This is a genomic window from Pseudoalteromonas porphyrae (assembly GCF_001298125.1).
In the GTDB taxonomy this organism is placed as follows: Bacteria; Pseudomonadota; Gammaproteobacteria; order Enterobacterales; family Alteromonadaceae; genus Pseudoalteromonas; species Pseudoalteromonas neustonica.
The window spans coordinates 43165-64903 of sequence record NZ_LHPH01000007.1; the positions used below are offsets into that span (position 1 = coordinate 43165).

21 protein-coding genes are annotated in these 21739 nt (G+C 40.1%); 12 read left to right on the top strand and 9 right to left on the bottom strand.

The window, feature by feature from the left end; genetic code table 11:
* Positions 1-36: 36 nt before the first annotated feature.
* From fabV to nqrM, 9 genes are all read left to right on the top strand, one after another.
* A complete protein-coding gene (gene fabV, locus ADS77_RS07275; protein WP_054205551.1) occupies positions 37-1230 on the top strand; it encodes an enoyl-ACP reductase FabV in 1194 nt (397 codons plus the stop codon).
* A gap of 375 nt (positions 1231-1605) precedes the next feature.
* Positions 1606-2949, top strand: coding sequence for a Na(+)-translocating NADH-quinone reductase subunit A (locus ADS77_RS07280; RefSeq protein WP_054453923.1), 1344 nt, complete (start codon positions 1606-1608; stop codon positions 2947-2949).
* Positions 2950-2952: 3 nt separating this feature from the next.
* Positions 2953-4155: an NADH:ubiquinone reductase (Na(+)-transporting) subunit B gene (locus tag ADS77_RS07285; RefSeq protein ID WP_054205552.1), complete on the top strand. Its 1203-nt coding sequence runs from the start codon at positions 2953-2955 to the stop codon at positions 4153-4155.
* Positions 4148-4897, top strand: a complete 750-nt coding sequence (locus ADS77_RS07290) for a Na(+)-translocating NADH-quinone reductase subunit C (protein WP_054205553.1) — start codon at positions 4148-4150, stop codon at positions 4895-4897. The genes ADS77_RS07285 and ADS77_RS07290 overlap by 8 nt, the downstream gene beginning before the upstream one ends.
* A complete protein-coding gene (locus ADS77_RS07295; protein ID WP_054205554.1) occupies positions 4897-5529 on the top strand; it encodes an NADH:ubiquinone reductase (Na(+)-transporting) subunit D in 633 nt (210 codons plus the stop codon). Before ADS77_RS07290 ends, ADS77_RS07295 begins: the two co-directional genes overlap by 1 nt.
* 10 nt (positions 5530-5539) lie before the next feature.
* Positions 5540-6148, top strand: coding sequence for an NADH:ubiquinone reductase (Na(+)-transporting) subunit E (gene nqrE, locus ADS77_RS07300; RefSeq protein WP_054205555.1), 609 nt, complete (start codon positions 5540-5542; stop codon positions 6146-6148).
* A 19-nt stretch (positions 6149-6167) separates the two neighbouring features.
* On the top strand, positions 6168-7397 hold the full coding sequence (gene nqrF, locus ADS77_RS07305; protein ID WP_054205556.1) for an NADH:ubiquinone reductase (Na(+)-transporting) subunit F: 1230 nt from the start codon (positions 6168-6170) through the stop codon (positions 7395-7397).
* 102 nt (positions 7398-7499) lie between these two features.
* The gene (locus tag ADS77_RS07310) at positions 7500-8528 is read left to right on the top strand and encodes an FAD:protein FMN transferase (RefSeq protein WP_054205557.1); all 1029 of its coding nucleotides are present in this window, start codon (positions 7500-7502) and stop codon (positions 8526-8528) included.
* Positions 8529-8610: 82 nt separating this feature from the next.
* A complete protein-coding gene (nqrM, locus tag ADS77_RS07315) occupies positions 8611-8823 on the top strand; it encodes a (Na+)-NQR maturation NqrM (protein WP_054205558.1) in 213 nt (70 codons plus the stop codon).
* Between the two features lie 191 nt (positions 8824-9014).
* Here the strand turns inward: nqrM and ADS77_RS07320 are convergent, their stop codons facing one another.
* Together ADS77_RS07320 and ADS77_RS07325 are read right to left on the bottom strand one after the other, a co-directional pair.
* Positions 9015-9623 (bottom strand): FMN-binding negative transcriptional regulator, encoded by a 609-nt coding sequence (locus tag ADS77_RS07320; protein WP_054453687.1) that lies wholly within the window; start codon positions 9621-9623, stop codon positions 9015-9017.
* Position 9624: 1 nt separating this feature from the next.
* Complete coding sequence (locus tag ADS77_RS07325) at positions 9625-10200, bottom strand: GNAT family N-acetyltransferase (protein WP_054205560.1); 576 nt, start codon at positions 10198-10200, stop codon at positions 9625-9627.
* Between the two features lie 149 nt (positions 10201-10349).
* Here ADS77_RS07325 and ADS77_RS07330 point away from each other — a divergent pair, with 149 nt between their 5' ends.
* Positions 10350-11816, top strand: a complete 1467-nt coding sequence (locus ADS77_RS07330; RefSeq protein ID WP_054453689.1) for a PLP-dependent aminotransferase family protein — start codon at positions 10350-10352, stop codon at positions 11814-11816.
* A gap of 100 nt (positions 11817-11916) precedes the next feature.
* Here ADS77_RS07330 and ADS77_RS07335 read toward each other — a convergent pair whose 3' ends face one another.
* From ADS77_RS07335 to ADS77_RS07365, 7 genes are all read right to left on the bottom strand, one after another.
* Positions 11917-13896, bottom strand: coding sequence for a methyl-accepting chemotaxis protein (locus ADS77_RS07335; protein ID WP_054453691.1), 1980 nt, complete (start codon positions 13894-13896; stop codon positions 11917-11919).
* A gap of 207 nt (positions 13897-14103) precedes the next feature.
* Positions 14104-14772, bottom strand: a complete 669-nt coding sequence (locus tag ADS77_RS07340) for a hypothetical protein (protein ID WP_054205563.1) — start codon at positions 14770-14772, stop codon at positions 14104-14106.
* A 94-nt stretch (positions 14773-14866) separates the two neighbouring features.
* Entirely contained in the window at positions 14867-15775 is a 909-nt protein-coding gene (locus ADS77_RS07345) for a histone deacetylase (protein ID WP_054205564.1), read from the bottom strand.
* A gap of 53 nt (positions 15776-15828) precedes the next feature.
* Entirely contained in the window at positions 15829-16194 is a 366-nt protein-coding gene (locus tag ADS77_RS07350) for a PilZ domain-containing protein (RefSeq protein WP_054205565.1), read from the bottom strand.
* Positions 16195-16282: 88 nt separating this feature from the next.
* Positions 16283-16768 (bottom strand): TlpA disulfide reductase family protein, encoded by a 486-nt coding sequence (locus ADS77_RS07355; RefSeq protein ID WP_054205566.1) that lies wholly within the window; start codon positions 16766-16768, stop codon positions 16283-16285.
* 137 nt (positions 16769-16905) lie between these two features.
* Positions 16906-18579 (bottom strand): energy-dependent translational throttle protein EttA, encoded by a 1674-nt coding sequence (gene ettA, locus ADS77_RS07360; protein ID WP_054205567.1) that lies wholly within the window; start codon positions 18577-18579, stop codon positions 16906-16908.
* Between the two features lie 82 nt (positions 18580-18661).
* Positions 18662-19561, bottom strand: coding sequence for a DMT family transporter (locus ADS77_RS07365; RefSeq protein WP_054205568.1), 900 nt, complete (start codon positions 19559-19561; stop codon positions 18662-18664).
* Between the two features lie 165 nt (positions 19562-19726).
* Between ADS77_RS07365 and metA the strand changes: the two genes are divergently transcribed.
* Positions 19727-20674: a homoserine O-succinyltransferase gene (gene metA / locus ADS77_RS07370; RefSeq protein WP_054205569.1), complete on the top strand. Its 948-nt coding sequence runs from the start codon at positions 19727-19729 to the stop codon at positions 20672-20674.
* Positions 20664-21731, top strand: coding sequence for a homocysteine S-methyltransferase family protein (locus tag ADS77_RS07375; RefSeq protein ID WP_054205570.1), 1068 nt, complete (start codon positions 20664-20666; stop codon positions 21729-21731). Before metA ends, ADS77_RS07375 begins: the two co-directional genes overlap by 11 nt.
* Positions 21732-21739 lie beyond the last annotated feature (8 nt).

The window sequence follows — 21739 nt, forward strand, 5'->3', positions numbered from 1 at the left end:
GCGCTAATTTTTATTGAGATAGATATAGGATGATCAATGGTCATTAAGCCTAAAATTCGCGGTTTCATCTGTACTAACGCCCACCCAGTAGGTTGTGCAGAGCACGTACAAGAACAAATTAACTATGTAAAACAGCAAGGCGCATTAAAAAATGCACCTAAAAATGTGTTAGTTATCGGTGCGTCAACAGGCTATGGCCTTGCATCTCGTATTACTGCTGCATTTGGTGGCGGTGCTAAAACATTAGGTATCTTCTTCGAAAAAGAAGGCACAGAGCGTAAAACAGGTTCAGCTGGTTGGTATAACACCGCTGCATTTCAAGCCGCAGCTGACGCTGAAGGCTTATGGTCTAAAAATATTAATGGCGATGCGTTTTCAAACGAAATCAAACAAAAAGCGATTGATACAATTAAAGCTGATTTAGGTAAAGTTGATCTAATCATCTATAGTCTTGCATCTCCTCGTCGCACAGATCCAAATACAGGTGAAGTGTATTCTTCAACACTTAAGCCAATTGGGAATGCAGTTACGACCAAAAACTTAAATACATCAAAACGTGAAATTGACGACATTACAGTCGAGGCCGCAAATCAAGATGATATCGACAACACGATTAAAGTGATGGGTGGTGAAGATTGGGAAATGTGGATAGAAGCACTTAAAGAAGCTGACGTTTTAGCTGATAACTTTAAAACCAGTGCTTATACATACATCGGTAAAGAATTAACGTGGCCAATATATGGTCATGCGACAATTGGTAAAGCGAAAGAAGATCTAGATCGCGCAACAGTTGCTATTAAAGAATCAACCAAAGCATTAAATGGCGAAGCATACGTATCATCATTAAATGCGGTAGTAACGCAAGCAAGTTCTGCTATTCCTATTATGCCGCTTTATATCTCTGCTTTATTTAAAGTAATGAAAGCGGATGGAACATATGAAGGCACGATTGAACAAATTCACGCATTGTTCACTGAAAATTTATATGGCGAGTCACCACGTTTTGATGACGGTGGTCATTTATTCCAAAACTACAAAGAGTTGGAAGATGATGTTCAAGCCCGGATTCAAACAGTATGGGATTGCGTAACAACAGAAACAATTGACGAATTAACTGATTACGTGGGGTACCACAATGAATTTTTACGTTTATTCGGTTTTGGTATCGACACAGTTGATTACGAACAAGATGTAGATTCAGTAGCACCAATCGCAAACATGATAGATTGATCAATAATCATGAATAGAAAAGTCGCTTAGGCGACTTTTTTTGTCTTTAAGTTTTAATTTTTGATTAATTGCTGTTTAATTTTCATCCTACCTCGCAAGCAATAGCACTTTGGTCTATATTGAATTTTATTCAAATGCATCTATTGAGCTAAATAAGCGCTCCTGTCGTATAAATTTCATATTTAGACTCGCATAGTGACCCTGATTGATGTTAAAATTCGGGCAATATATGTGAGAAGTTTTTTACTGCGTTGCTTGTCTTGTAATTTGACAGGTGGTTCTTTGTTATCTTGAATTTAGCTTGAGATTACTAAAAGAAGCGACGTGGTTGGTTCGATTTTTCAGTTTCTTTCCGTTAATGTAGTGCAAGTGCGTATGATCAACATAAAAAAAGGTCTGGACTTACCCATAGAGGGCGCACCTCAGCAAGTTATTCATGATGGTTCTACCGTCAAACGTGTAGCTGTGCTAGGTGAAGAGTTTATTGGTATGCGTCCAACCATGCATGTTCGTGTGGATGACCAAGTTAAAAAAGGCCAGGTACTTTTTGAAGATAAAAAGAACCCAGGTGTATTATTTACTGCCCCAGCTTCTGGTACAGTAAAAGAAATTAATCGTGGTGCAAAACGTGTGCTGCAATCTGTCGTTATCGAAGTAAACGCCAGTGAGCAAATCACCTTTGACTCTTTTTCGGCTGAGCAGCTTTCGAGCCTCGATCGTGAAAAAGCCAAAGAAGTACTTATCCAGTCTGGTCAATGGACAGCACTACGTGCTCGCCCATTCAGCAAAGTTGCCGCTGTGGATGCAAATCCTAGCTCTATCTTTGTTACTGCAATAGACACTAACCCTTTAGCTGCAGATCCTGCGGTTATTATTGCTGAGCATGTGCAAGCATTCGAAGCAGGATTAGCTGTTGTATCGCGTTTGACCGATGGTAAAGTATTTGTTTGTAAACAAGCAGGTAGCCAAGTACCTAGTTCATCAATTCCTCAAGTAGAAGTACATGAGTTTGGTGGCGTACATCCGGCTGGCCTTGTTGGCACACATATCCATCACTTAGACGCTGTTTCTGCTAGCAAACAAGTTTGGCATATTGGTTACCAAGACGTTATCGCCTTTGGTAATTTATTCCTTACTGGTGAAATCTTCACAGATCGTGTTGTTTCGCTTGCTGGTCCGCGTGTTAAAAACCCACGTTTAGTGAAAACTCAATTGGGTGCAGCATTAGATGATTTAGTTGCTGGCGAATTAGAAGATGGTGATAACCGTGTTATTTCTGGTTCGGTATTAGCGGGTGCTACTTCTGCTGGTCCGCAAGCATTCTTAGGTCGCTACCATGTTCAAGTATCTGTATTACTTGAAGGTCGTGAGAAAGAGTTGTTTGGCTGGATCCGTCCAGGTAGTGATAAATTCTCTGTGACACGTACTTTCTTATCACACCTTACGCCGAGTCGTTTGTTCAAAATGACAACGTCAACAGGTGGTTCAAAGCGCGCCATGGTTCCACTTGGTAACTATGAGCGAGTTATGCCTTTAGATATTCTACCTACGCTATTATTACGTGATTTAATTGCACGTGATTTAGATGGTGCAATCTCTTTGGGTGCGCTTGAACTTGATGAAGAAGATTTAGCGTTATGTACCTTCGTTTGTCCAGGCAAATACGAGTATGGTTCAATCCTACGCGATTGCTTGACTACGATCGAGAAGGAAGGCTAAGAGATGGGTTTAAAGAAATTTCTAGAAGATATCGAGCCGCATTTTGAAGCCGGTGGTAAACATGAAAAATTCTATGCGCTGTATGAAGCAGCTGCAACTATTTTTTATACCCCGGGTTACGTAAATAAAGGCGCGACACACGTTCGTGACAACATCGACCTAAAACGCATGATGATTTTAGTGTGGATGGCGACGTTCCCTGCAATGTTTTTTGGTATGTTCAATATCGGTCATCAGGCCGCAGGTGCATTAGCACAAGGTTTTGAGCTAGCAAATACTTGGCAAGTTGGCCTGTTCCAGATGTTTGGTGGTGAATTAACCGCTGCTTCCGGCTGGGGCGCTAAAATGTTTTACGGAGCCTGTTTCTTCCTACCTATTTACGCAGTAACATTTGCTGTAGGTGGTTTTTGGGAAGTTATATTTGCTTCAGTGCGTAAGCATGAAGTTAACGAAGGTTTCTTCGTAACCTCTGTTTTATTTGCACTTATCTTGCCTGCAACCATTCCTTTGTGGCAAGTTGCACTAGGTATTACATTCGGTGTAGTAATCGCTAAAGAAATTTTTGGTGGTACTGGTCGTAACTTCTTAAATCCTGCATTAGCTGGCCGTGCGTTTTTATTCTTCGCATACCCTGCACAAATCTCAGGTGACACAGTATGGACAGCAGTAGACTCGTTCTCTGGTGCAACTATGCTAGGTCAAGCGTTTGTTGGTTCTCTTGATTACAGCAACATAGCTCTTTGGTGGGATGCGTTCTACGGTTTCATTCAAGGTTCAGTCGGTGAAACATCTACCCTTGCAGTGATGATTGGTGGCTTGTTCTTAATCTACGTTCGAATTGCTTCTTGGCGCATTGTGCTAGGTGTATTCTTGGGTATGGTTGCAACAGCATTCTTATTAAATGCAGTTGGCTCTGACACTAACCCTGTATTTGCAATGCCTTGGCATTGGCACTTTGTACTTGGTGGTTTTGCTTTTGGTATGTTCTTTATGGCGACAGACCCAGTGTCAGCGGCATTTACAGATAAAGCAAAATTTGCGTATGGCGCACTAATTGGCGTAATGGTTGTAATGATCCGTGTAATTAACCCTGCATTCCCAGAGGGTATGATGCTAGCAATCTTATTTGCTAACTTATTTGCACCATTATTCGATCACTTCGTAGTGCAGGCTAATATCAAGCGGAGGTTGGCACGTAATGTCTAGTAATAACGAATCAATCGGCAAAACGCTATCTGTTGTTGTAGCACTATGTTTAGTGTGTGCAATCATTGTATCGTTTGCTTCAGTTCAGCTTCGCCCATTGCAGCAAGCTAACAAAACGCAGGATATTCAAAAGAATATCTTAGCAGCAGCGGGTATCGATGCTGTTGAAAATATCTCTGATACTTTCAATGCAAAAATCGAAGCGCGTGTTGTTAATATGAAAACTGGTGAGTTTGTTGACACTGACCCAAATACTTTTGATTTCGAGAAAAGTAAATTTGACCAAAAAATTAGTTTTGCACTAAAAGCAAACGGTATCAAAGATATCGCAGGCATTCAGCGTATGACTACAGAGTCACCAGTTTACATTTCTAAAAAAGCTGACGGTTCAACTGATGCAATCATTTTACCTATCCAAGGCTATGGTCTTTGGGGTGTTATGTATGGCTTTGTTGCACTTGAAAGCGATGGCGAAACAGTTAAAGATATTAACTTTTATAAGCATAATGAAACACCTGGCCTGGGTGGGGAAATTCAAAACCCACAATGGACTGCTTCATTTCAAGGTAAAGCATTACCCGTTGATATAGTAAAAAGCGGTGCTAAAAATGAACATCAAATTGATGGTCTATCAGGTGCAACTTTAACCTCAAACGGTGTTGATCATGCAATTGACTTCTGGACTGGTGAAAACGGCTTTGGCCCTTTCCTAGCGAGAGTACGTGAAGGAGCATTGAAATAATGGCTGATACAAAAGAAATGAAATCGGTTCTGTTTGGTCCGGTCTTTGCTAATAACCCGATTGCGCTCCAAGTTCTCGGTGTTTGTTCTGCGCTTGCGGTAACATCTAGCTTAAAAAATGCATTAATCATGTCAATTGCATTGACCTTGGTAACGGCTTTTTCAAGTTTATTTATCTCAATGATCCGTAACCAGATCCCGTCATCTGTACGTATCATCGTGCAAATGACTATTATTGCGTCATTGGTAATTGTTGTTGACCAAGTACTACAAGCGTTCTCTTATGCTACGGCAAAAGAGCTATCTGTATTCGTTGGCCTAATCATTACTAACTGTATCGTAATGGGTCGTGCTGAAGCATACGCGATGAAGTCGCCGCCACTTATGTCGTTCCTTGATGGTATCGGTAATGGTTTAGGCTACTCAGTTGTGCTACTGACAGTTGGCTTTATTCGTGAGCTATTTGGTAAAGGTACATTGTTTGGTGCTGAAATCATCCCTCTTGTACAAGATGGTGGTTGGTATCAACCTATGGGTCTATTGATTTTACCGCCTAGTGCATTCTTCATCATTGGTTTATTCATTTGGGTACTTCGTACTTATAAGAAAGACCAAGTAGAAGCGAAAGGGTAAGGGGCAGACTGTGGAACATTATATAAGTTTATTCGTAAAAGCAGTTTTCATTGAAAACTTAGCTTTAGCCTTCTTCCTAGGTATGTGTACTTTCCTTGCAGTATCAAAGAAAGTAACAACGTCTATCGGCCTAGGTGTAGCAGTTATCGTGGTACTGGGTATCTCAGTACCAGTTAACAACTTGGTTTATCATGCAGTTCTGGCACCTGGTGCACTTGAGTGGCTTGGTTACCCAGAAGCGGATCTTAGCTTCTTACGTTTCTTGACATTCATCGGTGTTATTGCAGCACTTGTACAAATTCTTGAAATGGCATTAGATAAGTTCTTCCCAGCACTTTATAACGCGTTAGGTATCTTCCTACCATTGATCACAGTTAACTGTGCAATCTTTGGTGCAGTATCTTTCATGGTTGAACGTAACTATAACTTCACTGAATCAGTGGTTTATGGTATCGGTTCTGGTGTGGGTTGGGCGCTGGCAATTACTTTACTTGCTGGTATCCGTGAGAAAATGAAGTATTCAGACGTGCCAGACGGCCTACGTGGTTTAGGTATTACCTTTATCACTGTTGGTTTAATGGGTCTTGGCTTTATGTCATTCTCTGGTATTTCACTTTAATAGGTAGCGAGGATAAATCATGAGTTATGAGATTTTCTTAGGCGTTGGTGTTTTCATCGCTATCGTTGTACTGCTAGTTTTAGTCATCATTGGTGCTAAATCTAAGTTAGTTGCAAGCGGTGACATCATCATCGGCGTAAATGGCGATCCAGAGAAAGCCATTACAACATCAGCAGGTAGTAAGCTATTAGGTGCACTATCTGAGTCAGGTATTTTCGTATCATCTGCATGTGGTGGCGGTGGCTCTTGTGGTCAGTGTCGTGTACACATTCACTCTGGTGGCGGCGATATCTTACCAACTGAACTTGATCACATCTCTAAAGGTGAAGCCCGTGAAGGCTGTCGTTTAGCGTGTCAGGTAAATGTTAAAAACGACATGGAAATTGAACTTGAAGAGTCAATTTTCGGTGTTAAAAAATGGGATTGTGAAGTTATCTCTAACGATAACAAAGCAACGTTCATTAAAGAGCTTAAACTACAAATACCTGATGGCGAGTCAGTACCGTTTCGTGCCGGTGGTTATATTCAAATTGAAGCCCCTGCACATCACGTTAAATATGCTGATTTCGATGTACCTGAAGAGTACCGTGGCGATTGGAACCATTTTGGTTTCTTCAAGCTGGAGTCTAAAGTAGACGAAGAAACAATTCGTGCTTACTCAATGGCTAACTACCCAGAAGAAGAAGGCATCATCATGCTTAACGTGCGTATCGCTGCGCCGCCTCCAAGAGACTTAAGCTTACCTTGTGGTAAAATGTCATCGTACATTTGGTCACTTAAAGAAGGTGATAAAGTAACTATCTCTGGCCCATTTGGTGAGTTCTTTGCAAAAGATACTGACGCTGAAATGGTCTTTGTTGGTGGTGGTGCTGGTATGGCGCCTATGCGTTCACATATCTTTGACCAACTTAAACGTTTGAACTCTAAGCGTAAGATGAGTTTCTGGTATGGTGCACGTTCTAGACGTGAAATGTTCTACGTTGAAGATTTTGACGGCTTAGCCGCTGAAAACCCTAACTTTGTATGGCATACAGCGCTTTCAGATCCACAACCAGAAGATAACTGGGAAGGCTATACTGGCTTTATCCATAACGTGTTATTTGAGAACTATCTTAAAGAACATGAAGCGCCGGAAGATTGTGAGTTCTACATGTGTGGTCCTCCAATGATGAACGCTGCTGTTATCACTATGTTGAAAGACTTAGGTGTTGAAGACGAAAATATCTTATTAGATGATTTCGGTGGCTAACACCCATATCAAAACAATTTAGTTTTGGTTAGAATATCAGCCTCGTAGTAACTAATGCTACGGGGCTTTTTTATATTTAAAATTTAACCTGAGTAGGCTGCTATGAATAGAGTTTTTCACCCGCAGGCATTAATTGCCATATTTTTTCTTACTCTCACTTTACTCATATCTGGTTGTGGTAAAAATGAGCCGCAAGAGTTATACCTTGAAGGTAAAACGATGGGCACAACTTATCACATTAAAGTATTTGCCGAGCAAGAAAAACTAGCCTCGCTTAACTTGTTGCCTGAAGTAACACAGTTATTGAAAGACATTAATTTATCCATGTCTACGTACATTAAAGACTCTGAAATAAATCAATTTAACCGTTTACCAGCAGGCGAAGTAATGCCTATCAGTAGTGACTTTAGAGCTGTAGTCAGTGAATCAATTCGCTTAGGGAAATCAACTAAAACCCTTGATGTGACTATGGGACCATTAATTGATTTATGGGGTTTTGGCCCTGATAAAAAGCCCACTAAGCGACCAACTAATGAAGCACTGTTAGCAATGATTGCTAAAATTGGTGTTGATAAGTTGATATTAACAGATCAAGGTTTAGCTAAATCAATCGATGGCTTAGCGCTATCATTTTCTGCCACAGCAAAAGGCTATGGTATTGATAAGGTAGCAGAGTTACTAGAGAGCCATGGCTTAACGAACTACATGGTTGAAATTGGCGGTGAGCTTAGAGTTTCAGGTAAAAAGCCTAATGATCTAGATTGGCGTATCGCTATTGAGCAGCCTGATACCGAGCTCGGTGTTCGCAAAGTACATAAGGTTTTGGCTCCAGGAAATAATGGTATTGCTACCTCGGGTGACTATCGTATTTTTTACGAAATGGAGGGAGTGACTTACAGCCATTTAATCGATCCAGTAACGGGTATGCCAAGTCGTCATGATCTTGTTTCTGTGACCGTGTTACACCCATCAGCAATGACCGCAGATGGCCTTGCAACAGCATTGACTGTAATGGGGATGGAAAAAGCAAAAGCTTATGCACAGGAGCATGATTTACCCGTTTATCTGATTGCTAAATCAGAAGATGGCTTAGTCACTTATTCTAGCCCTGCATTTAAACCCTATTTGTAGCGCGGTTTAAATCAGTTTATAATACAGTCAGCCCAGCAACTTGTTGGGTATTATTTTATTGCTGATCAATAGGGGCTAAGCAATGTCACTTTTTCTTCTTACTTTTGGTTTACTACTTTTAATCGTCGCTGCGATGGCTGTGGGTATGGTAGTACAAAAGAAATCTATGGCCAGTAGTTGTGGCGGTCTTGGCTCTGTAGGCATTGATAAAGCCTGTGATTGCGATGACCCATGTGACAAACGTAAAAAGCGTATGGCAAAAGAGCAAGTTTGGAAAGAAAACCAAATATTATAAGCTGTGGCAGATAAAACTACAGATTTAAAAACGCCTTTAAAAGGCGTTTTTTGTTTTACTTGCACATTTAACGACCACACCTCAATCAATATCTAAATCGCTTTTAAGTCCAATGACACTCGCACCTTCAGGTAACTTGGGTATCTACGAGTACATCAACTTACCGTTGTAAAACCTGATTAAAGCGAGTATCAATATATTTTCATCAAATTAGCAATACTTACTTTATTGATTAATATTAGGTTATTTTTTATTTCTTCTCTAATTATCGTAGCCTTATTTTGACTTAGCTTAAAATTACCTTTCCAGCTTGTCGGTTCAAACTCAAGAAAACTAAGTTCTTGATACATAATATTACGGTGTTGTTGTGGTACATCATTAAGCTGCCATATCGGGTTTTCATTCGGTGTAAATTCTTGCTCAAAGTGACTTGTAAGCCGTTCCATTACTGACTCCTTTTGACTAAACGTCTGAATGATATGTACATTGGCTGTGACTAAAACAGAGGAATATAACCAGCTTGGTAATGTTTTATTCTTTGAATAGGAGGGGGATAAATAGCAGTCATCACCTGTGAACAGTAAATTCACAGGTTGACCATCAAGCAATGAAAGAGGGTTATATTTAGCAACATGACCAATAAATATATCGCGTTGAGCATCAAATAATAATGGTATGTGGCAAATATCATTCAGGCTACATTGCTTATTAGGCATTAAAACGCTGGCTAACGGGTAAGTATTAACAAGAGCATGTAACTGTTCGATATTAGGTTCTTGAAAGTGAGGAGCAGGGTACATATTATAACTTACCTTCTAGTTGTAATTTTATAGCGGCCCATTGCTCATCAATGATGCTGAACTTGGCGGTGTTTCGGTATGAGCCATCAGTAAGTCGCCTATCTTTATAGCTAATGCCTTCAAAGCGGGCACCTAGTCGAGCAATTGCGTTACGGGATGTGATGTTTTTTTCATGGGTATTAAACGCAACACGTACCAACCCTAAAGTTTCAAATGCGTAACGCAATAGCAAATATTTGGCGTGGGTGTTTATGTAACTACGTTGAAAATTTTTACTAATAAATGTGTGGCCAATTTCAGCAATGTCATTTTGACTATCTAATCTGAATATGCGTGTAGTGCCTACAACGTGCTTTGAAGCTTTATCAATAATGGCAAAGACTACTTGTTCTGTAGGGTTAAACTGTGCGGTATTGATAAACCAATCATATAGAGTTTCTGTCGTTCGAGTGTAATTCATTAATACCCAGCGCCATACTTGTGGATCTTGCCCTGCAAGGCTTAAACCTTTTAAATGAATGTCGCGTAGCGGTTCCAAAATAACTTTATTAGTTTGATGTGTTTGCTGAGTAAGCATAAAGCGCCTTATTATTGGTTATTGCAGACTATTTAAAACAAATAATGTACGCTTATTTGGTCATGTTAAAACAACCAGTTTTTAGTTTTTTGATAGACCAGTTTTAGCGTGAAAGGATTATGTGAACAGTTATACGGAAGGAATAAAGTATGCAGCCACTTGATATTAAATTGGATTTGCCAGGCAAAGCTAAGTATCTGCAATTAGCACAGGGATTGCGAACAGCAATTATTAACGGGGATGTTGCACCTGCAAGTAAGCTTAGCTCCGTCCGAAAAATGGCGGATATATACCAGTTAAATCGTCATACGATTATGAATGCACTTCAATTATTAGTTGCTGAGGGGTGGCTAATATCAAATGAGCGCTCAGGGTATCGGGTGACAGATAGTTTACCTATTCAAAGCAGCATTGGCGTAAAAACTGCACCCGCCTTGCAGCCTACACCTTATCAATTCGCTAACACACTTGAAGTGCCTAGCGTTGGTATGGATTTAAATGCTTATAAATATAATTTTGCAGGGGGGCTACCTGACTTAGCAAGTTTCCCTCAAAAAGAGTTTAAACGTGCAATTAGCCATGTGTGTGATCATATCGACATTAGTAAATTACACTATGGAGAAGTAAGCGGTTGCGCTGAACTAAAAGTACAGATTAAAGAATATTTACATAAAACACGTAACTTAGATACGGACGATATTCTGATCTGTAATGGCTCACAAGAGGCATTATTTTTAATCGCTAAAGCATTTATAGCAAAGGGCGATAATATTGCTGTTGAAACGCTAGGATACCCACCAGCAAGAAAGGCATTTGCTGCATGTGGCGCGCAATTGGTCGATATAAAGCAAGACGATGAAGGCTTATGTGTCGATGATTTAAAAGCCCAGCTTATGCGATTCCCAATAAAGATGCTGTACTTAACACCGTTGCATCAGTACCCGACCACAGTGACTTTATCGCCAACACGGCGCTTACAGATTTATCAGTTGTGTTATTCCCATAATGTGATGATCATTGAAGATGATTACGACCATGAATTTCACTATCGCTGTCAGCCATTACAACCTATGGCTGCGGATGACCCTGCCGGCATTATTATTTACGTATCGACGTTCTCAAAAATAATGTTTTCAGCAGCGCGTATTGGCTATATCTGCGCAGCCCCTGAAGTGATAGCGCAATTAACCGCCTGGAAGCAGCTGATGAATCATAAGAACGATGTAATTATGCAATTAGCTGTCGCACATTGGATGAAAGAAGGCGGGTTTGAGCGCCATTTAAAGCGTATGACCAAACTGTATAAACAACGCTATGAAGCGATGGATAGCTACTTAATGCAGCTTCAAGCACAAGGTTATCCTATTGAGTACATAAAACCCGACGGCGGCATGGCAATGTGGGTAAACTTTAATAAAAACACCCAGCATTTAAAAGCACAATTAGCAAAGCAAAGTGTTTACTTGCAAACCGAAGTCGAGTTTTACTTTGCTAATTCAGTGCGCAGTTTAAAGCCCATAAACTATAGCAATGCCCGGCTTGGCTTTGCTGGGCAATCGAATGAAAGTATGCAGCTAGGCCTATCACTTATTATACAACAGACCTATAAGCGCTAAAATGTTTTAACAGTCCCGGCAGTAGTCAATGCTCAACATTAAGGCAACAGCAGCTCTTTGATTACAACTAAGGTTGCATAACAGCTGTCATTTTTTGTTGCTATGATAATTTAAAATCATGCGTTATTTTTTGCAATTGTTTGCTGAGTTGATCCAGCTCTATACTCGCAGCGGATACTTGATCAGCTCCTACCGCGTTATCAATAGCAGCTTGTTTTATCGAGTCAATGTTATGGGTTATCTCTTCAGACATACTGCTTTGCTCATGCGCTGCTGTTGCAATGATTTCAGCTCGACGAGCTATATAGTCTATTTGTTCAACACTCTGTTTTAATAACTCAGCACTGTGATTTGCTGTTGTAATCGTTGATTCTGTGGCATCTATAGATTTATGTATTTCAACAACGGCTTGTTGTGTACCTGCTTGCAGTAATTCAATCATGTTTTCTATATCGGCTGTTGAATTCTGTGTTTTTTTAGCTAGTTGTCTAACTTCATCAGCAACAACGGCAAAACCTCGACCATGCTCTCCTGCTCTAGCTGCTTCAATGGCTGCATTAAGTGCTAAAAGGTTTGTTTGGTCTGCGACAGAACGGATAACCTCAAGTACTTTATTAATCGTTTGTGCGTTATCCTCGACGCGTTTGATCACTACTTCCGTATTATTTATTGTATGCTCAAGTGAACTCATTTTTACAATTGTTTGTTGTAAATGAACATCTGCAGAGTATGTTGTTTCTTTAGCTTTAATACTTAAATCAGCCACAGCGCGAGCATTTTCAGATACTTCTTCAATAGATGCGTTTGTTTGTGAAATAGCATTGGCAACATGTTCAATGCTTGCATGTTGTTCTTGTAAGCTTGCATTTGATTGAGTACTTGCAGTACTCGTTTGCGCTGCGGTGGATGCAAGTCTGTCAGTTGCTTGGGATATTGTGCTTATTGTTTGGTGCAAATAGGTATTCATTTTCGCCATAGCACCGTATACACCAATCTTAGGAGTATCTAAATCAAACACCTGACTTAGATCACCGCTTGCGATGCGTTTACTGATTATCTGCATTTGTGCAGGCTCACCACCGAGGGGTTTAATAATAGAGCGAGTAATACTCAGTGCGGCAATAATTACGACAGCAAAGGAAAGTAGGGCAATGATGCTTATTATCCAATATAAAGAATAAATAGGAGCGAATGCTTCAGCTTCATCTATTTCGGCAAGTAGAACCCAATTTAATCGCTCAAATTTAAAGGGTTTAAAAGCGGACAGAACAGGGTTACCGTTATAATCCATAATCATTTTCGTGTTTGTATGGCCTTGAAGGGCATTATGAACTGCAACGGTATCTACGCCATTATTTTTTACGTTACCGGCAAAGCTAGCAACAACAGAGTGGCCTATTGGATCTAGGTAAGAGTCCGAACGCATTAATAAATCGTCACCGACTAAGTATGACTCGCCTGTTTGCCCCATTCCATCACGTGTTTGCATAATATTATTAATTGCGTCAATGGATAGTTGCAGTGCAATAACAGCAACGACTTCGCCATTAATTATAACCGGTTGACCAATAAATGCCGCAGGCTCATCGTTACTCGGTGCATATTTTGAAAAATCAATTATTTCAAATGAGCGAGTTCTTAAAGTTTTGTTGAAAAGTGTTGCTAGGCCTGAAGTTTTATATGGCCCAGTTGTAAGACTAGTTAAATAATCAGCCTCCTTTGTTACTGTGTAATCTATAAAGCCCGTGGGGCTAATTAAAAATAAATCATAATAACCTTTATCAGTTATAAACCCATCGAACCACGGATGATTTAATGCAGCAAGCTCTGATAGTGATAAGTTGGAATTATGCTTGGATAGGCTTTCAAAATTAGTTGTTAATAAGTTCAGATCTGATTTTGTGGTTTTAAAATAATCTTGAAGTTGATTGCTTTTGATATGACTTATAGATGAAAGTTGGTTATACGTTTGTTTTTCTAATGCTTGGGCAGACAGATATAAAGATAATATCGATACAATGCCTGCTGGGAGCAAACCTAAAAGCAAAAAGGAAAATAATAATTTAGTTTTAATAGCCATTGTTGTACCGATTATCGATGAGCATCGCGTGAATTTACACGACTGTCCCTCTTTTTATAACAATCTGTACATTATTATTGTAAATGAACGTTAATGGTTTTTTTAAGTGTTTGATTTATAGGTTTATAGTCTTAATTTTAGAGGCTTTTAAAGTCGTATAACTACTTTAAAAGCTTTTGCTTATATTTTACTTAAAAAGTGATTAAGCTATTGAAAATCTTCACTATCAAAATACAACGGCTTTAAAGTGCCGCAGTTAACAAATTTATATGTGAGTTCACTTTCTTTCGGTATACGTTTAGATGTGCGGAACTTTTGCATGCAGGCATTGGTTAAGTCGGCAAAAATGAGGTGATTAAAACTCGGGGCTTGGGTAATTTTGTGGATGTAAATTCGTTCACTATTTTTAAGAGTGATCATATCGTATTCTTGCCATTGAGAGGATTCTGCCAAGTCTGTGAGTTCGCGTGCGTAAAGTTGTTTACTCATAACGATTGCTCTATCTGAATAAACTAAACTGCCACCACGCTTGTAATGACCTTCATAAACATCAGCTGTAATTGTTATCTCTTCACCACGCATTAAATGTTGAATATTAAATGGTTTTGGTTTGATGGTGATGAGATCAGCGTCACGCACTAGGCTTAAAAAAGCAACATCAGGATTATCAATTTGATATACCACTTGAACATCATGAGGCAGTTTATACGTCGGTAGGCTAATAGCAAAAATACGTGAGCCATGATTCACAAGAACCATAGCATGCTCTGCACTGTAAGCGGGGTTCATTGGTGGGAGTTCTTCTTTTACAACTTCTTCTTCGGCGGTAGTAAAAGTACTCATAAAGGCAAATAATAAAATAAGCGGCAGTCGCATAGTAGTCTCAATCAATATATTAATTTAAATTGTAGTAAAAAATCGCTGTAAAAGCTGCTTTTAGTCACGTGTTTTGTAAGTCTTGAATGTTTATTTAAAAACGCGCAGCCTGCTCTACAACAATAGCATGGCGTTTTGCAAGGCGCAGGTGATCTCTGTCATAACCGCCTCCAATGACAGTAGCCACCGGAGTATTATGTTCTATACAGCGTTTTAGTACTAAATTGTCGCGTTTTTCTATGCCTTGCCAACTAATATCAAGTTTACCTAAACCATCTTGCTGCCACACATCCACACCTGCGTCATAAAGTACTAAATCAGGGTTAAGCTCTTTTAGTAAAAAGCGCAACGTATCATCAACAATACCTAAGTATTCATTGTCTTGCATATTATTAGCTAAACCAATATCTAGGTCGCTCGCTGATTTACGAAACGGGAAATTCTTTTCACAATGAATAGAGCACGTATAAGCATAAGGTTGATGCTGCAACATCGCGGCAGTACCATCACCTTGATGCACATCAAGATCAAAAATAAGCACGTTGGTAATTTCACCAGATTGTATAAGCGTTTGCGCGGTAAATGCTAAATCATTCACCATACAATAGCCTGAACCAAAGTCAGTATGCGCATGATGCGTGCCCCCAGCTAAATGACAAGCAATACCGTGTTGCAAAGCAAGACGTGCGGTTTTTAAAGTGCCTTGCGGGGCGGTGAATGTGCGCGCCATTAACTCATGTGACCAAGGCAGCCCAATACGGCGCATGGCTTTTTCATCCAATCGGTTATACCAAAGATCATTTATATAGTTATGACAATGGATCAGCTCAAGTGCCTCTGGCGTGCCTAATTCAGGTTTAACTAAATTATTAGTCACTAAGCCGAGTTGTTTAACATAGTCGTGTAAATGCGCAAATTTACTCATCGCAAAGCGATGTTTAGGATCAAAGTTAAATGAGTAGTTTGAATGGTATACCAAAGGTAAATCTGGGTTTAAAGTCATAACGGCGCTATGTAATCAGTTTACGCTATGGTAATCAACAAATCTTTAACAGTCTATTCTTGTTCGTGAATAAGCATCGCGAGTTCACGGTGGAGTAAGGCGTCATCTGCGAGGTTTAACTCAATTAAACGTTTTAGATGAGTAATACTGTCAATATCAATATGCGTACATTTTAAGCCAATATGATGCTGCTCTATATGACAAATAGTGACAGCCATTTTAATTTCAATATCGCTTTGCGGTAAAGTAAAGCATAAATGACCTGTAGCGTTTTTATTTGCAGTGAACGCATCACATCGAGTAATAAGCGCACCGTGCAACGAAATATCTAATAATTTGCACGGGTATTGATTATCGGCTAAATCTAATTGGGCAGCAGTTGAAAATAAAACACGAGAAAATTGGCGGCGGTTCTTCATAATTCAACATACCTTTATTTGTGGCTAAAATGATGTTCGCTCATACCTTAAGCATAGTCGCTAAAGTTATGATAGGCCAGAGTTAGTCTTAGGGTTTAACTAGCTTTGCTGCTGTTTTATAAAGAATAGGATCTTGGGGATCTGATGTTGTGGTAGCAAGTACAACCTTGCCTAATTTATTGATAAAAAGCGTAGTGGGTGTACCACGAACTCCTAATAATTCTGCACTGTCATCTGCATTTATTGCGGTTTGAAAATGATGACCACGCGAAAGTAATGATTGAGCGGGGTTAGCGTCTTCATCTTCACGAAAACTCACAGCAATTACTTGCAGGCCCTGAGATTGATATTTTAGATGAATTTTATCCAGTCCAGGCTGCAATTTTTTACAATACGGACACCATGTTGCCCAAAAATGTAAAATAAACGGTTTGCCTAATAGGTCTTGGGTTTTAATTTGGCTACCATCTGCCATATTAAAGGTCAGCATCGGTAATTTGGGAGATTGCTCAGTCTCGGCGGCAAAGCTTAATAAGCTCATGCTTACTAAAATCAGTGCAAATAAGTATTTCATGGTGATTATTTTATAAAGTGAAGATACTTAACTAGAAAGGCGCAAGCGTTTATTTCTTTCAAAAATAAAAAGCCCCGCGTAAATGCAGGGCTTAAAATATGTTTAGAACCTAGAACCTAGAACCTAGAACCTAGAACTTAACCAATCTTTTTATACTTAATACGCTTAGGTTGTGTAGCTGCCGACCCTAACGTCTTTTTAAGCCATTCTTCATACTCAGTGTAGTTACCATCAAAGAAGTTTATTTGGCCTTCATCACGGTAATCAAGAATGTGTGTTGCAATGCGGTCTAAAAACCAACGGTCATGCGATATACACATAACACAACCTGGGAATTCTAAAATCGCATTTTCAAGAGCACGTAATGTTTCAACGTCCAAGTCATTGGTTGGCTCATCCAGTAGGATTACGTTGCCGCCCGCTTTTAAAAGCTTAGCTAGGTGTAAGCGGTTGCGCTCACCACCAGATAAGTCTTTAACAAACTTTTGCTGATCGTTGCCTTTGAAGTTAAAGCGACTAACATACGCGCGGCTTGGAAATTCAAAATTACCAATCTTTAACACGTCTTGACCATCAGCAATTTCTTGGAAAACTGTATTGCTGTCATCCATATTGCCACGGAACTGATCAACGGTTGCCAGTTCAACTGTTTCACCTAAGCTGATCTCGCCGCTGTCTTGTTGCTCTTCACCACTAAGCATTTTGAATAAAGTTGATTTACCCGCGCCATTAGCACCGATAATGCCGACAATGGCACCTTTTGGCATAGTGAAACTTAAATCATCAATCAGTACGCGATCACCAAAGCTCTTTTTCAAGTTTTTAACTTCTATTACTTGATCGCCTAAACGTGGTCCAGGTGGAATAAACAGCTCGTTAGTTTCATTACGTTTTTGATAATCAGATTGCTGCATTTCAGTAAACTGTGCCATACGTGCTTTAGACTTAGCTTGACGACCTTTTTGATTTGAACGTACCCACTCAAGCTCTTGTGCAATTGATTTTTGACGTGCTTTTTCAGATTTCTGCTCTTGTTGTAAGCGGGCATCTTTTTGCTCAAGCCACGATGAGTAGTTACCTTCCCATGGAATACCTTCACCACGGTCAAGCTCTAAAATCCAACCTGCTACATTATCAAGGAAGTAACGGTCATGCGTTACCGCCACAACTGTGCCTTCGTAATCATGTAAGAAGCGCTCAAGCCACGCGACAGATTCTGCATCCAAGTGGTTAGTTGGTTCATCGAGGATAAGCATATCTGGTTTTTCAAGTAATAGGCGACAAATAGCAACACGACGACGCTCACCACCAGATAGGAACTCAATTTTAGCATCCCATTCAGGTAAACGTAGCGCATCAGCAGCACGCTCTAATACGTTATCAATGTTATGACCATCGTGAGTTTGAATGATTGCTTCAAGCTCACCTTGCTCTTTAGCTAGTGCATCAAAGTCAGCACCTTCCATTGCATATTCGTTATATACTTCATCAAGGCGGTTTAGCGCGTTTTTAACTTCGCTTACTGCTTCTTCAACAATTTCACGTACTGTTTTGCTTTCATCTAAAATAGGCTCTTGCGGTAGGTAACCAATTTTAGTGCCCGGTTGAGGGTATGCTTCACCTTCAAATTCTTGGTCAAGGCCTGCCATAATACGTAGTAACGTTGATTTACCAGAACCGTTTAAACCAAGTACGCCAATTTTTGCGCCAGGGAAAAAATGCAAAGAAATATCTTTTAAAATAGTGCGCTTAGGCGGCACAACTTTAGATACTCGACTCATCGAGAATATAAATTTATCAGGTAAAACCATGGAAGGAGCCTTCAAATAAGAATAAAATTTTTAATGCTCTATTGTAGAGTCTCAATGGCTAAACAGTCAACGCATCAGCACGTTAATTAGCAAGCAATACACCTACGCCAATAAGCGCAAGTAGGCCGCCAAGTAGCATTTTATTGGTAACAGGCTCACGCTTAAAAAAACCAATACTCATTACAATCAATGGGGCAGTAGCAAAAATGGTCTGTGCTATCGCAGGATCGGTGTATTTTACGGCGCCGAGTTGCAGCCACAAACCTAAAAAAGTACCTAAAAATACAGCAACAAAAAACCAGTGTTTACCGCTAATCCCTTTTAATGTGAGTGCTTGTTTAAAATCACTGCTTTTAAACATTGCAACCACTAATGCAACAGTAAGTGTCCCCGATGCAAGCCTAATTAATGCAGCCCATAAGCTGCTCATCTCTTCGTTATTAAGCGCTCCTTTTGACATTACCATTCCAAGGGCTTGGCATATTGCGGCAGCAAGTGCGCACAAAACACCAACGCGATAATGTTTATTATCAACACTTGGCAGTCCTTTTGCGGGCTTAATCGCAATTACAACACCCACACTGGTTAATGCAATACCAAACCAAGCAAAGGCTGATAAGTAATGGCTTAACAGAATAATATTAAAAATACCAACCAAGGCCGGGGCTAATGACTCAATAACTAATGTACGCGCTGGGCCTATATTACGTAGAGCTGCAAAATAAGCGCTGTCACCAATAGCAATACCAATAACTCCGCCCGCAATGAGCCACAGCCAGCTGGTAATTTGGGTTGGTATAGCAAAATCTTGAGTAATGACAAGTGTAACTAGCATCAATGCACTCGCGAGCACACCTTTACTAATATTTAATTGCATTGGGGTTAAGTGATGACTAAAACCTTTATATAAAATAGTTGATAGCGCCCACACCAGTGCCGCAAGTATTGCTAATAACTCACCTAAACCAAGCCAATCAAACACAATTTCACCTTGTAGTTAAATTAAGAAGGGCATTATGGCGAGCTTGTTTAAGAATGCAAAAAATTGTTTAATTAAACTCATTTGGACATCTAAACATCTAGAGGTTGAAATTTCCAGCTATCCGTTCATAATTAGCCATTGGTTAAAAATACCTTGGAGATGAGTATGCCTATTACCGTTAAAGATGAATTGCCCGCAATTGCGAAGTTACGCCAAGAGAACGTATTCGTAATGCCAAAAAGTCGTGCGAAAACACAAGAAATTCGCCCTATGCGCTTGGCTATTTTAAACTTAATGCCTAATAAGGTTGAAACCGAGGTACAATTCATTCGTTTACTTGCTAACTCGCCTTTGCAAGTTAATGTAGAGCTATTACGCTTAGATACCCATCGTAGTAAAAATACCTCAGAGCAGCATTTAGATACTTTTTATCGTTATTTCTCTGAAGTGAAAGACAGTAACTACGATGCATTATTAATTACTGGTGCGCCATTAGCGCATTTAGAATACGACGACGTAGCCTACTGGGATGAACTAAAAGTGATTTTAGACTGGGCAGAGCAGCATGTAACGTCAACGTTATTTTCGTGTTGGGCGGCCCATGCGGGTTTATTCCATCATCATAATTTAAAGCGTGAACTTAAAGAAAATAAGCTGTGTGGCGTGTTTACTCATAAATGCTTTTTTGAACATGGCGCACTTACGCGCGGTTTTGATGACACCTTTGTAGTGCCACATTCTCGTTATGGCCACATCGACATTGAAAAAATAAATGCGTGTGAAGATTTAGTCGTGCTGGCAGGTTCAGAGCAAGTAGGCGCTTACTTAATAAAAAATAAATCAGGTAGCCAAGTTTACCTAACAGGCCACCCTGAATATGATGCACATACATTAAAGGGCGAATATCAACGTGATTTAGCAAAAAGCCCTGATGCGCCGATGCCAGAAAATTATTTTCCAGATAACAACCCAGATAACGAACCGTCGAAAACCTGGCAAAGTCATGCTTTTTTGCTTTTTTCGAACTGGTTAAATTATTATGTGTATCAAACCACACCCTATGATATTAATTTAGTTAGCCAAGACGTAAGGACTAACAACTATGCCGAATAATTTAGAAAACAAAAGTGCCGAGTTAATTGACGCGCTAAAGCAGCGTATTTTAATTCTTGATGGTGCAATGGGCACTATGATCCAAGAACATAAACTCGAAGAAGAAGACTACCGTGGTGAGCGCTTTAAAGACTGGCATGTATTAATTAAAGGCAATAATGACTTATTAAGCCTTACGCAGCCAAAAATTATTGGTGATATTCACCGTGGTTTTTTAAGTGCGGGCGCCGATATTATCGAAACCAACACTTTTAACTCGACCACTATCTCAATGGAAGATTACGACATGGCCAGCATCAGCCGTGAAGTAAATTTAGAGTCTGCAAAATTGGCACGCAGTATTTGTGATGAATTTACAGCTAAAAACCCAGCAAAACCACGCTATGTTGCGGGTGTGCTTGGGCCAACATCTAAAACCTGCTCGATTTCACCGGATGTAAACGATCCCGGTTACCGTAATGTAACCTTTGACAAGCTGGTCACTGCATATGTTGAATCAACCCTTGCGTTAATGGAAGGCGGTGCAGATCTTATTCTAATCGAAACCATTTTTGATACACTGAATGCAAAAGCCGCCTCGTTCGCAGTAGAGGAAGCGTTTGAACAAGCGGGGCGTAAATTGCCGGTAATGATCTCAGGGACTATTACCGATGCATCGGGGCGTACCTTATCAGGGCAAACAACCGAAGCGTTCTATAATTCGATTCGCCACATTAAGCCAATTTCAATTGGCCTAAACTGCGCACTTGGCCCAGACCTATTACGCCAATACGTAGAAGAGCTATCGCGCGTATGCGAAACCTTTACCTCGGTTCACCCTAATGCTGGCCTGCCAAATGAGTTTGGTGAATACGATTTAGAAGCGCCGGAAATGGCCGCTGAGATTATCGATTGGGGTAAGTCTGGCTTCATCAATATAGTGGGCGGTTGCTGTGGTACTACACCTGCACACATAAGAGCCTTTGCCAAAGGGCTTGAAGGTGTTAAACCGCGTCCGTTACCAGAGCTTGAAGTGCGTATGCGTTTATCTGGCCTTGAAGCCTGTAATTTAAATTAGGATATCTG

What these genes read in the sequence shown, in the direction of transcription:
- fabV (WP_054205551.1), top strand. Translation starts at nt 37, where the DNA reads ATGGTCATTAAGCCTAAAATTCGCGGTTTCATCTGTACTAACGCCCAC.
- ADS77_RS07280 (WP_054453923.1), top strand. Translation starts at nt 1,606, where the DNA reads ATGATCAACATAAAAAAAGGTCTGGACTTACCCATAGAGGGCGCACCT.
- ADS77_RS07285 (WP_054205552.1), top strand. Translation starts at nt 2,953, where the DNA reads ATGGGTTTAAAGAAATTTCTAGAAGATATCGAGCCGCATTTTGAAGCC.
- ADS77_RS07290 (WP_054205553.1), top strand. Translation starts at nt 4,148, where the DNA reads ATGTCTAGTAATAACGAATCAATCGGCAAAACGCTATCTGTTGTTGTA.
- ADS77_RS07295 (WP_054205554.1), top strand. Translation starts at nt 4,897, where the DNA reads ATGGCTGATACAAAAGAAATGAAATCGGTTCTGTTTGGTCCGGTCTTT.
- nqrF (WP_054205556.1), top strand. Translation starts at nt 6,168, where the DNA reads ATGAGTTATGAGATTTTCTTAGGCGTTGGTGTTTTCATCGCTATCGTT.
- ADS77_RS07310 (WP_054205557.1), top strand. Translation starts at nt 7,500, where the DNA reads ATGAATAGAGTTTTTCACCCGCAGGCATTAATTGCCATATTTTTTCTT.
- nqrM (WP_054205558.1), top strand. Translation starts at nt 8,611, where the DNA reads ATGTCACTTTTTCTTCTTACTTTTGGTTTACTACTTTTAATCGTCGCT.
- ADS77_RS07320 (WP_054453687.1), bottom strand. Translation starts at nt 9,623, where the DNA reads ATGTACCCTGCTCCTCACTTTCAAGAACCTAATATCGAACAGTTACAT.
- ADS77_RS07325 (WP_054205560.1), bottom strand. Translation starts at nt 10,200, where the DNA reads ATGCTTACTCAGCAAACACATCAAACTAATAAAGTTATTTTGGAACCG.
- ADS77_RS07330 (WP_054453689.1), top strand. Translation starts at nt 10,350, where the DNA reads ATGCAGCCACTTGATATTAAATTGGATTTGCCAGGCAAAGCTAAGTAT.
- ADS77_RS07335 (WP_054453691.1), bottom strand. Translation starts at nt 13,896, where the DNA reads ATGGCTATTAAAACTAAATTATTATTTTCCTTTTTGCTTTTAGGTTTG.
- ADS77_RS07340 (WP_054205563.1), bottom strand. Translation starts at nt 14,772, where the DNA reads ATGCGACTGCCGCTTATTTTATTATTTGCCTTTATGAGTACTTTTACT.
- ADS77_RS07345 (WP_054205564.1), bottom strand. Translation starts at nt 15,775, where the DNA reads ATGACTTTAAACCCAGATTTACCTTTGGTATACCATTCAAACTACTCA.
- ADS77_RS07350 (WP_054205565.1), bottom strand. Translation starts at nt 16,194, where the DNA reads ATGAAGAACCGCCGCCAATTTTCTCGTGTTTTATTTTCAACTGCTGCC.
- ADS77_RS07355 (WP_054205566.1), bottom strand. Translation starts at nt 16,768, where the DNA reads ATGAAATACTTATTTGCACTGATTTTAGTAAGCATGAGCTTATTAAGC.
- ettA (WP_054205567.1), bottom strand. Translation starts at nt 18,579, where the DNA reads ATGGTTTTACCTGATAAATTTATATTCTCGATGAGTCGAGTATCTAAA.
- metA (WP_054205569.1), top strand. Translation starts at nt 19,727, where the DNA reads ATGCCTATTACCGTTAAAGATGAATTGCCCGCAATTGCGAAGTTACGC.
- ADS77_RS07375 (WP_054205570.1), top strand. Translation starts at nt 20,664, where the DNA reads ATGCCGAATAATTTAGAAAACAAAAGTGCCGAGTTAATTGACGCGCTA.